Here is a 12,369-nt window from a genome sequence, read left to right as displayed (position 1 = left end):
GGGATGACCCGGTGCTGCGCGCCGGATCACTTGAAGCGGTAGGTGATACGGCCCTTGGTCAGGTCGTAGGGCGTGAGCTCGACGAGCACTTCGTCGCCGACCAGCACGCGGATGCGGTTCTTGCGCATCTTGCCGGCGGTATGGCCGAGGATCTCATGATCGTTTTCGAGCCGAACGCGGAACATGGCGTTGGGCAAAAGCTCAACGACCTGTCCGCGCATTTCAAGCAGTTCTTCTTTGGCCAAAAAATACCTCGTGGATCAGCGCGCGCCTAAAGTGGCGGTGCCTTTACAGTGCGAAATGGAAAAAGGGAAGGAGAAGGGGAAATCGCCCCCGGCAGTCCGCCCCCTCCCCGAACATGGGAAGCCGAGTGCCATTCTTCTAGGTCGATGGCTGCGACGACAGAAGATTCAGCCTGCAACCAGCTTGAGGATTGCCGCGACTATCGTTGCGACCGGAGTGGCGAAGGCCGCAACCTTCTTCGCGGTTTCGACCAGCTGGTTGCCTTGCGCTTGCACCAGAGGCTTGGGCGGGCTCTCGCGCAGCGCAGCGTCCGCAAAGTTCTCATAGTCCTTGAGCAAGTTCTTGGCTTCCGCCTCGGGCAATGCCTCGGCGGCTTTGATCACGGGATCGCGAAGTTCGGTCAATTTGGCTTTCAGGTCGCCCGCCGCCTGAGATGTCGCAAGCATCTCATTGGTCATGGTGATGGTGTTGTTCGCCATCATTCCGAAATTCACGACGTTGTTGCCGCCCGTGAAAGTGTTGTTGACCGTCATGTGAATATCCCCTGTTCGAGAATTTCCGAATCCGCGTGGACCGATATACGCCGCAATTTGCGCGTTTACCCGTGCAATGAGCGCCTGTTCCAGGCTTTCGGTTTCCCTGGGCTTGAGAATGGAGCTGTCATAGTCGGCCAGGATGCGTGAAGCGGCGCGCAGATCGACTCCATGGCGCCGTTCCCGGCGCAGCGTGCCGGAAAGCCGTTTGCGGTGCATTGCTAGTGCCGCGTCGAATGGCATTGGCTGCGTCTCGCCGCGTATCTGGAGTTCGGTGCACAGAAATAATTCTTCGTAATGGGCGGTCAGGTCTTCCAGGGCTTCGATTTGCAGACGCCAGGCGGCGCCGCCGCGGCTCGCCTCGAGATACCAGATTGGCAATGCGGAGCCGTTGTCGTCGTCGGGGCGCCAGGGAAAGAAACGGATTCGACTATTGTCGCCCTGCGTCGCTACCTCCGGCAGGGTGGCGGGAAACTCGATCGAATCGCGTCGATCGTTGACGACGATCAGGAATGGCCGGCCGGCGATGACCCAGTCCGGACGGTAGCTGCCGCGCGGGGGCGGTGCGGTGCGGGCAGACTCTCGTGCGTAGAGGTCGGCGAGAATATTCGCGGCGCCAGCCAGCGTATCATATTGTCCCCTGCGTTCGGGATGGCGAACCGAGATATCGGCCGTGGCGACCGAATCGGCCAGCGCTGCAAGGCTGCGGTCCGATCCCAGTACCTCAAGATTCAATTCGACGCTCAGCCGGGCGTGGCCATGCTGATCCGCAACGACTTCTATTTTCTCCACCTGCATCGCGAAATGCTTCGCGTGATCCTCTTCGTCCGGACGCAACGACAATTGGATGAGGTCGGCCGCGGTGCAACGCGCATAGGGGTGGGGCGGAATCCATTTGGCTACGCGGCCCAATCGGCCAACATAGTCCACCGGCGGTGGCGGCTCGGCATAGAGCCAGCGCGGTGCGGGACGCGCGTCTTCGGACGAGTCTTCCAAAATGAAGCGCGTGTCGAATAATGGAAAGCACCCCCGGACGATCATGCCTGCAATAAGGCACAAGTTCAAAGGCTCTGGAAGGGTGAATTGTCCGCCGGCTCGAGGCCGGCGGACCGATCGACAAGCATCCCCAAGTTTGGACGATGGGCGATGCTCAAGTTGGATGATCAATGCAGCGGGTTTTTAGTGCGCTGCTGTCAATGGTCGAGCGCGCAGCTCGATCACGACATCGCTTTCAGAGCTAGTAGATGCTGTTACACATAAACTACACTCCTTCTTGGTGCCGGATATGCATCTCCGGCGTCCCTGATTGCCGGGCGGAAGCCCGGCGACATTGCCCCTATCACGGATGGCAGCCAGAATCCAAGGCGCGAGGTCTTGTATCGGGTGCGATACGGAAAGAAAAAGGCCTGCCCCGACAAGCGCCGGAGCAGGCCAGAACTTTCTGTACTTGGAAAGAGGATCAGCCCGCGGCGTGGGCTGCCAGTGCCGCGAGCAGCAGCAGCGCGACGATGTTGGTGATCTTGATCATCGGGTTCACGGCCGGGCCTGCGGTATCCTTGTAGGGATCGCCCACGGTGTCGCCGGTCACGGCTGCCTTATGGGCTTCCGATCCCTTGCCGCCGTAATTGCCGTCCTCGATATACTTCTTGGCATTGTCCCAGGCGCCGCCGCCCGAGGTCATCGAGATCGCCACGAACAGGCCGGAGACGATCACGCCGAGCAGCATCGCGCCGACACAGGCAAAGCCCTGGCCCTGGCCCGCCACCGCGGTGATGATGAAGTAGATCGCGATCGGGCTGAGCACCGGCAGCAGCGACGGGATGATCATTTCCTTGATCGCCGCCTTGGTGACGATATCGACCGTGCGGGCATAGTTGGGACGGCTGGTGCCGGCCATGATGCCCGGATCGTCGCGGAACTGCGCGCGGACGTCCTCGACCACCGAACCCGCCGCGCGGCCGACGGCGGTCATGCCGAAGGCGCCGAACAGATAGGGCAGCAGCGCGCCGAGCAGCAGCCCGACGATGACGTATGGATTGCTCAGCGAGAAATCGACCGGCACCTCGGGGAAGAACTCCTTGAGGTCGGTCGTGTAGGCGCCGAACAGCACGAGTGCGGCGAGCGCGGCCGAGCCGATCGCATAGCCCTTGGTCACTGCCTTGGTGGTGTTGCCCACCGCGTCGAGCGCGTCGGTCTTGTGGCGCACCTCGTCGGGCAGGCCGGCCATCTCGGCGATGCCGCCGGCATTGTCGGTGACCGGGCCATAGGCGTCCAATGCGACGACCATGCCGGCGAGCGCCAGCAGCGAGGTCGCGGCGAAGGCCACCCCGATGATGCCGGCGATCTGGAAGGTCGCGATCACGGCGACGACGATCACCAGCGTCGGCAGCGCGGTCGATTCCAGGCTGATCGCCAGGCCCTGGATGACGTTGGTGCCGTGGCCGGTGACCGATGCCTTGGCGATGCTCTTCACCGGGCGATAGTTGGTGCCGGTGTAATATTCGGTGATCCACACCAGCAGGCCGGTCACCGCCAGGCCGATCATCATGCAGATGAACAGGCTCATGCCGGTGAATTGCGGCGCGGCGACCAGCCCCGCCACCGCTTCGGGCGAGACCGCACCGCTCTGGACCAGCGCGCTGGCGTTGACCGACGAGTCGCCGATCACCGCGTTGAGGTCGCCCAGCACATATTGGGTGGCGAAATAGATCGCGATCGCCGAGAGGATCACGGTGGTCCAGAAGCCCTTGTAGAGCGCGCCCATGATCGACTGGCTCTTGCCGAGCCGGACCATGTAGGTGCCGATGATCGAAGTGACGATGCACACGCCGCCGACGATCAGCGGCAGCGCCATCATCTTGAGCAGCAGCTCGCTGTCGAGGTTCTTCATCAGCAGCGCGATCGAGACCATGGTGAGGCCGAGCGTCACCACATAGGTTTCGAACAGGTCGGCGGCCATGCCGGCGCAGTCGCCGACATTGTCGCCGACATTGTCCGCGATCACGGCGGGGTTGCGGGGATCGTCCTCGGGGATGCCGGCCTCGACCTTGCCGACCAGGTCGGCGCCGACATCGGCGGCCTTGGTGAAGATGCCGCCGCCGAGGCGGGCGAAGATCGAGATCAGCGAGGCGCCGAAGGCGAGGGCGGTCAGCGCCTCGATCACCTTGCGGCTGTTGGGCGCCTCACCGGTGACGCCGACCAGGTACCAGAACAGCACGGAGATCGCGAGCAGGCCGAGGCCCGCCACCAGCATGCCGGTGATCGCGCCCGAGCGGAACGCCAGCGTCAGGCCACCCTGCAGCGAGCCGCGCGCGGCCTCCGCGGTGCGGACATTGGCGCGCACCGAGATGTTCATGCCGACAAAGCCGGCCACGCCCGACAGCACCGCGCCGGCGACGAAGCCGATCGTCGAGAGCGTGCCCAGCGTGAAGAACAGGACCACGGCGACGATCACGCCGACAATGGCGATCGTCATATATTGCCGGCCGAGATAGGCCTTGGCGCCTTCCTGGATGGCAGCGGCGATGCTCTGCATCTTCTCGTTGCCTGCCGGCGCACTCAGCACCTGCTGGCTCGTCAACAAGCCATAGAGCACTGCGAGCACGCCGCAGGCTATGGCGATGTACACAATCGTCATGCGTTCAAGCCCTTCCCCTATTGGATATCGAGCCGCGCCGGTCTGTGTGCCGGATGTTAGAGGGCCCGGTATGGGGAGGCTATCGATGGGTTCGCGTTAGCGCAAGCCGCTCAGCGATGCTGGTAGCCCAGCGGGATTTGCGGCGGTGCGCCGTCGAGGAGCAGCGGGGCGGGGCCCCTGGCGGCCAGCTGGCCGATCCGGGCGGCAGCCACGGGCGGCGCGAAGTCCGCAGGGGCGGCGAACAGCAGTTCGTAATCGTCGCCCCAGGTGACGGCGCGCAGCGGATCGGCGCCGGCGGCCAGCGGCACGCTCTGCAGCGCGATCTCGGCGGTGCAGCCGCTCGCCTCGGCCATGCGGGCGGCGTCGAGCAGCAGCCCGTCGGAGATGTCCATCATCGCATGGACGTGCGGCGCAAGCGACCGCCCGTCGGCCAGGCGCGGGCGCGGGCGCAGATAGGCCGTGCCGCTGCCGCTCTCGAAGCCGAGCATCGCGGCGCCGATCGGGCCGGTGACCCATAGCGCGTCGCCGGGCTGGCCGCCGCCGCGCGTCGGCACCCGCGCGCCGGCGCGGCCGATCGCGGTGCAGCCGAAGGTGGCGGGGCGGACCGAGATGGTGTCGCCGCCGAGCAGGGGTACGTCATATTCGGTGAGGATCGCGCGCAGCCCCTCGACGAAGCGCTCGGCCCCTTCGACCAGCACCGCGCCGATCAGCACGCCCAGCGGCTCGGCGCCCTTGGCGGCGAGGTCCGAGAGGTTCACCGCGACCAGCTTCCAGGCGATGTCGAACGGATCGGTGCCGGGGCGATAGTGCACGCCCTCGGCGATCGCGTCATGGGTGAGGACCAGCGTCTCGCCGCCGATCGCCAGCGTCGCGGTGTCGTCGCGCAGCCCGTCCGCCCCGGGATGGAGCGGCAGGGTGCGCAGCGCGGCGATGAACTCGGCTTCGTTCAACTCAGAAATCCTCCCCGAGCTTGTCTCGGGGAGGGGGCCCATCCGCAGGATGGGAGGGGCCGCGCCAAGGGCGCGGGGATCGCCTGCGGCAAAGGCAACCGTCGCTGGCGCGACGGCCCCTCCACCACGACGCTGCGCGTCGCGGTCCCCCTCCCCGAGCGGAGCTCGGGGAGGAATGGAATCAACCGCGCACTTCCTTCGCCACGGCGTCGAGGATGCCGTTGACGAAGCCCTTTTCACGGCGGTCGTAAAAGGCGTCGGTGACGTCGAGATACTCGCTGATCGCGGCGCCGACCGGCACGTCCTTGCGCGCCATCAGCTCGTAGATGCCGGCGCGCAGGATCTGGCGCATCGGCTTGTCGAGCCGCTCGATGCTCCAGTCGGAAGCGAGCTTGGAGGCGATCATCCGGTCGATCTCGTCGCGGCGCGCATCGACGCCGACGACGATGTCGTCGAAGAAGGCGATGTCCGCCTCGGCATATTCGACGTCCTCGATCACTGCGCCGAGGCGGTGATTGTGGAACTCGTGGAGCAGCGCCGGGATCGACACGGTTTCCATCTCGAGCTGGTACAGCGCCTGCACGGCGGCGAGGCGCGCGGCGGCACGCGCCTTGGAACGGGACTTTGCGGTAGGGCTAGGCATGGCGCGCAGATAGTCGCGTGCGGCGCCAAAGGCAAAGGGCTAGGCGCGCCAGGTTCGGAACACATCCATTTCCGTCGTCACCCCGGCCTTGAGCCAGGGTCCCGCTGTCTTGCCCACCGAAGAAGAAGCGGATCCCGACTCAAGGCCGGCATCACGGATCTATCCCCGCGGCCAGCTCCGGAGCGGCGTGCGCGCGGCATAGTCGCGGCTCTCGGCATTGCCGGCCTGGACTTCGATCACATGCTCGGGCCCGAACGGCAGCTCCGTGCCGAGCCAGAACTCGTCATTCTCGTCGATGTCCGGCTCGTTATCGAGAAGGCCGAAATAGCCGCCGTCCGCCGCCTCGCGCACGACCACCCACATGTGATCGACGATCGGCTCGTCGTCTTCCTCGACTGCGATCACGAAGATCAGCTTGGCGAAGTCGCCCGGGGCCAGGCCGGCGCGTTCCGCTTCATCGGGGATCGGGAAGCTCTCGGGATGCAGCTCGTGGCGCTCGACCCCGCTTTCGAGGCACCAGCCGTCTTCGTCGAGATCGGGAATCCGCATCACTTGCTCCTCAGCCGGATCGCGACCGACTCCGCATGCGCCGGCAGGCCCTCGGCATGCGCCAGCGCCACCGCGGCGGGGCCGATCGCCTCCAGCCCCTCCCGGTCGAGCGCCAGGAAGCTGGTGCGCTTCATGAAATCGAGCACCGACAGGCCCGAGGCGAAGCGCGCCCGGCGGCCGGTGGGGAGAACGTGGTTCGGCCCGGCGACATAATCGCCCACCGCTTCGGGCGTGTAGCGGCCGATGAACACCGATCCGGCGTGGCGGACCATGTCGAACAGCCCCTCGGCCCGGTCGCAGGCCAGCTCGAGATGCTCGGGGGCGAGCCGATCGACCAAGGGCATCGCGGCGACGAGGTCGGGCACGACGATGATCGCGCCGTTCGCGTCCCAGCTGGCCCGCGCGGTCTGCTCGGTGGCGAGCTTCGCCAGCGCGCGCTCGACTGCCTCGGCGACCTTGTCGGCGAACGCGGCATCGTCGGTGAACAGGATCGACTGGCTGGTCGGGTCGTGCTCGGCCTGGCTGAGCAGGTCGGCGGCGATCCAATCGGGTTCGTTCTTGTTGTCGCAAACAACCACGATCTCGCTCGGACCCGCGACCATGTCGATCCCGACCACGCCGTAGAGCTGGCGCTTGGCCTCGGCCACCCAGGCATTGCCGGGGCCGGTGATCACGTCGACCGGCGCGATCTTCTCGGTGCCATAGGCGAGCGCGGCGATCGCCTGCGCCCCGCCGACGCGCCAGATCTCGTCGACCCCGGCGAGGTGCGCGGCGGCCAGCACCAGCGGATTGATCTCCCCGTTCGGCGTCGGCGTCACCATCACTAGCCGGCCGACGCCCGCGGCGCGGGCGGGCAGCGCGTTCATCAGCACCGAGCTCGGATAGGCCGCGCGGCCGCCGGGGACATAGACGCCCGCCGCATCCACCGCCCGCCAGCGCGCGCCCAGCCTTATGCCCTGCGCGTCGATCTCGTCGCGATCCTCGGGCTTCTGCTTGGCGTGATAGGTGGCGATCCGCTCGGCCGCGAGCTCGAGCGCGTCGCGCAGCTCGGGCGTCAGGCCTTCCCAGGCGGCGAGGCAATCGGCACGGTCGATCTTCCAGCCCTGGGCATCGAGGTCGAACTTGTCGAAGCGCCGGGTGAGGTCCTTGACCGCGGCGTCGCCCTCGGTGCGGACGCGCGCGATCATCGCGGTGACGTCGCGCGCGACATCTTCGTCGGCCTCGCGGCGGGCGTTGACCAGCTCGGTGAACGCCGCGGTGAAGTTGGAATCAGAGGCGTTGAGGCGGATCATAGAGAAAGCCCTTCCCTCACGCCGCCACCGCCTTGCGGAACAGGTCGACCAGCGGCACCACCTCGGTCGCGCGCGTCTTGAACGCGGCGCGGTTGACCACCAGCCGCGAGCTGACCTCGGCGATCACCTCGACTTCGACCAGGCCGTTCTCCTTGAGCGTGCGCCCCGAGGAGACGAGGTCGACGATGCGCGGCGCCAGCCCCAGCACCGGCGCGAGCTCCATCGCGCCGTTGAGCTTGACGCATTCGGCCTGCACGCCACGCGCCTCGAAATGGGCGCGGGTGATGTGCGGATATTTGGTCGCGACGCGGACATGGCTCCAGCCGCGCGGATCGTCGCGCTCGGCGAGGTCGGCCGGTTCGGCGACCGAGATGCGGCAATGGCCGATGCCGAGGTCGACCGGGGCGTAGAGCTCCGAATAGTCGAACTCGGCGAGCACGTCGGAGCCGACGATGCCGAGCTGCGCGGCGCCGTGCGCGACGAAGGTCGCCACGTCGAACGCGCGCACCCGGATCAGGTCGATCGCCGGCGTGTTGGTCTTGAAGCGCAGCGCCCGCGAACCCTCGTTCGCGAAGTCGGGCTCGGGAATGATGCCGACGCGGGCGAGCAGCGGCAGCGCCTCGTCGAGGATGCGCCCCTTGGGGACGGCAAGGATCAGCGGTTCGGTCATCGAGCCCGGGGCTTTACTCGGGGCACCCCGCAGGCGCAACAGAGCCGCCAAGGAGCTATTCTTGTGGCCAGTGAAGAGACCAATCGCGGCGCGTTCCGGATCCAGGAATTCTATTGCCGCAAGATGGACGCGCCGATCTATGCCGAACTCTGCGTGGCGATCGCCGAGGGGCTGGATCGCGGCAGCGAGACCGGGCGGCGCGTGCTCGACTGGCCGGGCGAGCCGACGCGCGACGCGCTGCCGCTCCGGCTGATCGGCGGGCTGCATGCGCTGGTGCTGGCGAACGCGGACGCCGAGCTGGCCGAAGTCTTCGCGGGGCAGGTCTCGGCCGCGGCGATCAACCGGGTGCTGGCGCGCCACGACGCGGCGCTGCTGCCCTGGCTCGACGGCCCGCCCCAGACCAACGAGCCCGGCCGCTCGGGTGCGCTGATCGTCGGGCTGCTCGAGGTCGCGCGGCGCTGCGGGCCGAAGCTGGAGATCCTCGAGATCGGCTCGAGCGGCGGCCTCAACCTGCTGATCGACCGCTATCGCTTCGATCTGGGCGGCGTGGAATTCGGTCCGGCCGCGTCGCCGGTGACGATCGCGCCCGCCTGGCTCGGCGATCCGCCGGTGCTGCCCGGGATCGAGATCGTCTCGACCCGCGGTTGCGACGTCCAGCCGCTCGACGTCACCGATCCGGCGGTCGAGGCGCGGCTCTCCGCCTATGTCTGGGCCGAGACGCCGATGCGGCTCGGGCGGCTGCAAAGGGCGATCGGCATGATCCGCGAACGCGGCGTCCGGCTCGATCGCGCCGATGCCGCCGACTGGATGGAGGCGCGGCTTGCCGAGCCCCAGGCCGCAGGCGTGACGCGGGTGCTGATGCACTCGGTCGTCTGGCAATATGTGCCCGATGCCAGCACCGCGCGCATCCGCGCCGCGATGGAAGCGGCGGGGGCGAGGGCGACGGCCGAGCGCCCGCTCGCCTGGGTGGCGATGGAGCCCGATCGCGCGCTCGGCGAGCAGGTGGTGAGCGTGCGGACCTGGCCCGGTGGCGGCCCGCGCGTGGTGGTCGCCACCGCGCACGCCCATGCCGCCTGGGTGCGCCCGGGCGCCGAGCGGACCAGCGAGCAGGGCATCCTCCTCGATGCCGCGGCCGAGGTGGTGCTGTGAAATCGACTAACTATCGCGACACGCTGATCACCGCCTCGTCGGACAGCCCGGTGTCGGCGGGCACGGTGCCGGAGAAGCCGGGCACGGTGGCGGCGGTGCAGCACGCGCTGCTGCGCGAGCCCTATGCGATGACCAGCGACGACCTGCTCTTCGCGGCGTACCGTGCGCGCGGCGGCGACCAGGCCCGCGACGCGTTCTTCGCCAAGCCGCAGGCCTGCCTGCGCGCCTCGCCGCTGGTCAAGCAGTTCGGCTGGGGCGTGCACCACGATGGCGAGGGCCGGATCGCGCTGCTGGGAATGGAGAGCGATGCCTATCGCCGGCTGCTCGACGATCCCGCGGTGAAGAAGGCTCCGGGGATGCGGCGCGCGCGGTAGCCCTATGCGTCATCCCGGCGAAAGCCGGGATCCCAGGCGAAGGCGCGGGAAAGGAGCCGTACGAGATCCCGGCTTTCGCCGGGATGAAGGCCGCCTTGCAATGTAGGATTTCGTCTGCTGTCGTCACCCGATGGAACGGCCAGCCCGACTCGACCCCGCTTCGGATCGCGGCGTCGGCGGCACGGGCAAAGTGAAACGATTTGCCCCGACTCCCTTCACTTTAGGCCAGCCACTCCAGCATCGCCTCGGCCACCAGCGCGGGCTTCTCCCACGGCACGAAATGCCCGGCGCTGGCGATCTTCACGACGGTCAGGTCGGGCACCAGCGCGGCGAGCCCGTCGAGCTGGATCGGCAGCAGCGCGCTGTCCTGCATGCCCCAGATCACCAAAGTCGGCTGGGTGATCGGCGGGAAGGGCGCGTCGAGATAGGCGGGGCGTTCGGGCGTCGCGTCCATCGCCGGCACCTGGACGGCGCTGGCGCGGTACCAGTTGAGCATCGTCGTCATCGTGCCGGGCTGGCCCCATTCGGCGAGATAGGCGGGCTTTTCCGGCGCGAGCAGCGCGGCATCGGCATGCTTGGCGAAGCTCTCGTCGAAGAAGGTCTCCAGCCCGATCCGCTCGATGAACTTCTCGAAATCAGGGTTGCGGAAGGCCGTGATGTACTGGCTCGCGGCGCGCTGGGCGGAATCGTCGAACAGGCTGCGCTGGAAGACGAGCGGGTGCGGCGCGTTGACGATGATCAGCCGGGCGATGCGCTGCGGGTTCTGCAGCGCCGCCATCCAGGCGATCGCGCCGCCCCAGTCATGCCCGACCAGGGTGAACGGCCCGATGCCGATATGGTCGGCGAGCGCGAGCAGGTCGGCAACGGGCTTGTCGGGCGTGTAGCTCTCCACGCCTTCGGGCTTGGACGAGCCGGCAAAGCCGCGCTGGTCGGGCGCGATGACATAATGGTCGCGGGCGAGCGCCGGGATCACCTCGCGCCAGGTGCGGTGCGATTCGGGAAAGCCGTGGAGCAGCATGATCGGCGGATTGGCGGGATCGCCGGCCAGCGCGACGTTGAGCGTCACGCCGGTGGGCAGGGCAATGCTCTGGAGTTCGAAGTCCGCCATCTCGCCTCTCCTGTTTTGCGGGAGGCTAGAGGGTCGCGGCGCGGATGGGAATGCGTGTCCTGCCCAATAGCCGTCATTCCGGCACCATCCGCTTGCCCTTGGTCCGGCTGGTCAAATGATAGTGAAAGCAGCGGTCGCAGCGATAGGGACGCAGCGTGATCCCCGCCGCGCGGATCGCCGCCAGCGCCTCGGGCATCGAGGCGAAGCGCTGCTTCCTCCGGCAGACGCTGAGCTTGGTGCTAGGGATAGCTCACCGTCTTGGGCACTTCGGGGATCGGGATGAATTCCTTGTCGTCGCCCGGCACCTTGGGGAAGTTGCCCGCCTTCCAGTCTTCCTTGGCCTGGTTGATCCGGTCGCGGCTCGACGAGACGAAGTTCCACCAGACATGGCGTGGCGTGGCGAAATCCTCGCCGCCGCACAAGGCGACGCGGCCGCCGCCGGAGGAGCGCAGGATCGCGGTGATGCCGGGGCGCAGGATGTAGAGCGTGGCGACTTCCATCTCGACGCCGTCGATGCTGGCGTCGCCATAGGCGAGGTAGATCGCCCGCTCGTCGGCCGAGGGGTCGATCGGCACCGCACCGCCTTCGTCGAGCGCGATGTCGGCATAGATGGTTTGGGCATAGGTGGTGGTCGGCGCCTTCGCGCCCCACAGCTCGCCCATGATCACCCGGGCGCGCGCGCCCGGCGTCTCGACGATCGGCAGGTCGGCGGCGCCGACATGCTCGAAGGCGGGGTTCATCTCTTCCATAGACTCGGGCAGCGCGAGCCAGGTCTGGATGCCGGAGAGCTCGGGGCCCTTGGCGCGCTCGGCGCTCGGCGAGCGCTCGGAATGGACGATGCCGTGGCCGGCGGTCATCAGGTTCACTGCGCCCGGCTCGATCGTGGCGAAGGTGCCGAGCGAATCGCGGTGGTCGATCGCGCCGGCATAGAGATAGGTGACCGTGGCGAGGTTGATGTGCGGATGCGGGCGCACGTCGATGCCGGTGCCGACGCTCAGCTGCGCCGGGCCCATCTGGTCGAAGAAGATGAACGGCCCCACCATGGTGCGCGGCTTGGACGGCAGCGTGCGGTGGACCCTGAAGCCGCCCAAATCGTGCGTGGTCGGCGTGATGATCTGGGTGAAAAGCTCGTCGGTCATGGGGCCCTCTCGTCGCACCGGATGCATAGCCGGCGGCATCTGGGACGGACAGCCACAGTTTGGAAACCTACCCTTTCGGGTT

Annotated in this window: 13 protein-coding genes; 2 read left to right on the top strand and 11 right to left on the bottom strand. The window is 67.4% G+C overall.

Features of this window, described 5'->3' with window-relative positions; genetic code table 11:
• Positions 1 to 26: 26 nt before the first annotated feature.
• From infA to hisG, 8 genes are all read right to left on the bottom strand, one after another.
• Complete coding sequence (gene infA / locus ABLE38_RS05135) at positions 27 to 245, bottom strand: translation initiation factor IF-1 (protein WP_003049127.1); 219 nt, start codon at positions 243 to 245, stop codon at positions 27 to 29.
• 165 nt (positions 246 to 410) lie between these two features.
• The gene (locus ABLE38_RS05130) at positions 411 to 1,817 is read right to left on the bottom strand and encodes a hypothetical protein (protein WP_348973080.1); all 1,407 of its coding nucleotides are present in this window, start codon (positions 1,815 to 1,817) and stop codon (positions 411 to 413) included.
• Positions 1,818 to 2,235: 418 nt separating this feature from the next.
• Positions 2,236 to 4,413, bottom strand: a complete 2,178-nt coding sequence (locus tag ABLE38_RS05125; protein WP_348973079.1) for a sodium-translocating pyrophosphatase — start codon at positions 4,411 to 4,413, stop codon at positions 2,236 to 2,238.
• A 110-nt stretch (positions 4,414 to 4,523) separates the two neighbouring features.
• Complete coding sequence (thiL, locus tag ABLE38_RS05120) at positions 4,524 to 5,363, bottom strand: thiamine-phosphate kinase (RefSeq protein WP_348973078.1); 840 nt, start codon at positions 5,361 to 5,363, stop codon at positions 4,524 to 4,526.
• A gap of 181 nt (positions 5,364 to 5,544) precedes the next feature.
• Positions 5,545 to 6,006 (bottom strand): transcription antitermination factor NusB, encoded by a 462-nt coding sequence (gene nusB, locus ABLE38_RS05115; protein WP_348973077.1) that lies wholly within the window; start codon positions 6,004 to 6,006, stop codon positions 5,545 to 5,547.
• 159 nt (positions 6,007 to 6,165) lie between these two features.
• Positions 6,166 to 6,555 (bottom strand): hypothetical protein, encoded by a 390-nt coding sequence (locus tag ABLE38_RS05110; RefSeq protein WP_348973076.1) that lies wholly within the window; start codon positions 6,553 to 6,555, stop codon positions 6,166 to 6,168.
• The gene (gene hisD / locus ABLE38_RS05105; protein ID WP_348973075.1) at positions 6,555 to 7,847 is read right to left on the bottom strand and encodes a histidinol dehydrogenase; all 1,293 of its coding nucleotides are present in this window, start codon (positions 7,845 to 7,847) and stop codon (positions 6,555 to 6,557) included. Before hisD ends, ABLE38_RS05110 begins: the two co-directional genes overlap by 1 nt.
• A gap of 16 nt (positions 7,848 to 7,863) precedes the next feature.
• Positions 7,864 to 8,517 carry an ATP phosphoribosyltransferase gene (gene hisG / locus ABLE38_RS05100; protein WP_348973074.1) on the bottom strand — a complete coding sequence of 218 codons (654 nt, stop codon included), beginning with the start codon at positions 8,515 to 8,517 and terminating at the stop codon, positions 7,864 to 7,866.
• Positions 8,518 to 8,580: 63 nt separating this feature from the next.
• Here hisG and ABLE38_RS05095 point away from each other — a divergent pair, with 63 nt between their 5' ends.
• Positions 8,581 to 9,666, top strand: a complete 1,086-nt coding sequence (locus ABLE38_RS05095; protein ID WP_348973073.1) for a DUF2332 domain-containing protein — start codon at positions 8,581 to 8,583, stop codon at positions 9,664 to 9,666.
• A complete protein-coding gene (locus tag ABLE38_RS05090; protein ID WP_348973072.1) occupies positions 9,663 to 10,040 on the top strand; it encodes a DUF6157 family protein in 378 nt (125 codons plus the stop codon). The genes ABLE38_RS05095 and ABLE38_RS05090 overlap by 4 nt, the downstream gene beginning before the upstream one ends.
• Before the next feature lie 220 nt (positions 10,041 to 10,260).
• On the opposite strand, the gene ABLE38_RS05085 is transcribed toward ABLE38_RS05090, so the two are convergent.
• The 3 genes from ABLE38_RS05085 to ABLE38_RS05075 all read right to left on the bottom strand — a co-directional run bounded on the left by ABLE38_RS05085 (position 10,261) and on the right by ABLE38_RS05075 (position 12,287).
• Positions 10,261 to 11,148 carry an alpha/beta hydrolase gene (locus ABLE38_RS05085; protein ID WP_348973071.1) on the bottom strand — a complete coding sequence of 296 codons (888 nt, stop codon included), beginning with the start codon at positions 11,146 to 11,148 and terminating at the stop codon, positions 10,261 to 10,263.
• A gap of 73 nt (positions 11,149 to 11,221) precedes the next feature.
• Positions 11,222 to 11,344, bottom strand: coding sequence for a hypothetical protein (locus tag ABLE38_RS05080; RefSeq protein ID WP_348973070.1), 123 nt, complete (start codon positions 11,342 to 11,344; stop codon positions 11,222 to 11,224).
• 43 nt (positions 11,345 to 11,387) lie between these two features.
• The gene (locus ABLE38_RS05075; RefSeq protein ID WP_348973069.1) at positions 11,388 to 12,287 is read right to left on the bottom strand and encodes a pirin family protein; all 900 of its coding nucleotides are present in this window, start codon (positions 12,285 to 12,287) and stop codon (positions 11,388 to 11,390) included.
• Between the last annotated feature and the right edge of the window lie 82 nt (positions 12,288 to 12,369).

The sequence above is a fragment of the Sphingomonas sp. KR3-1 genome (genome assembly GCF_040049295.1).
GTDB lineage: Bacteria > Pseudomonadota > Alphaproteobacteria > Sphingomonadales > Sphingomonadaceae > Sphingomonas.
The sequence above is the reverse complement of the archived record's forward strand: the minus strand, read 5'-3'. Positions and strand labels throughout refer to the sequence as shown.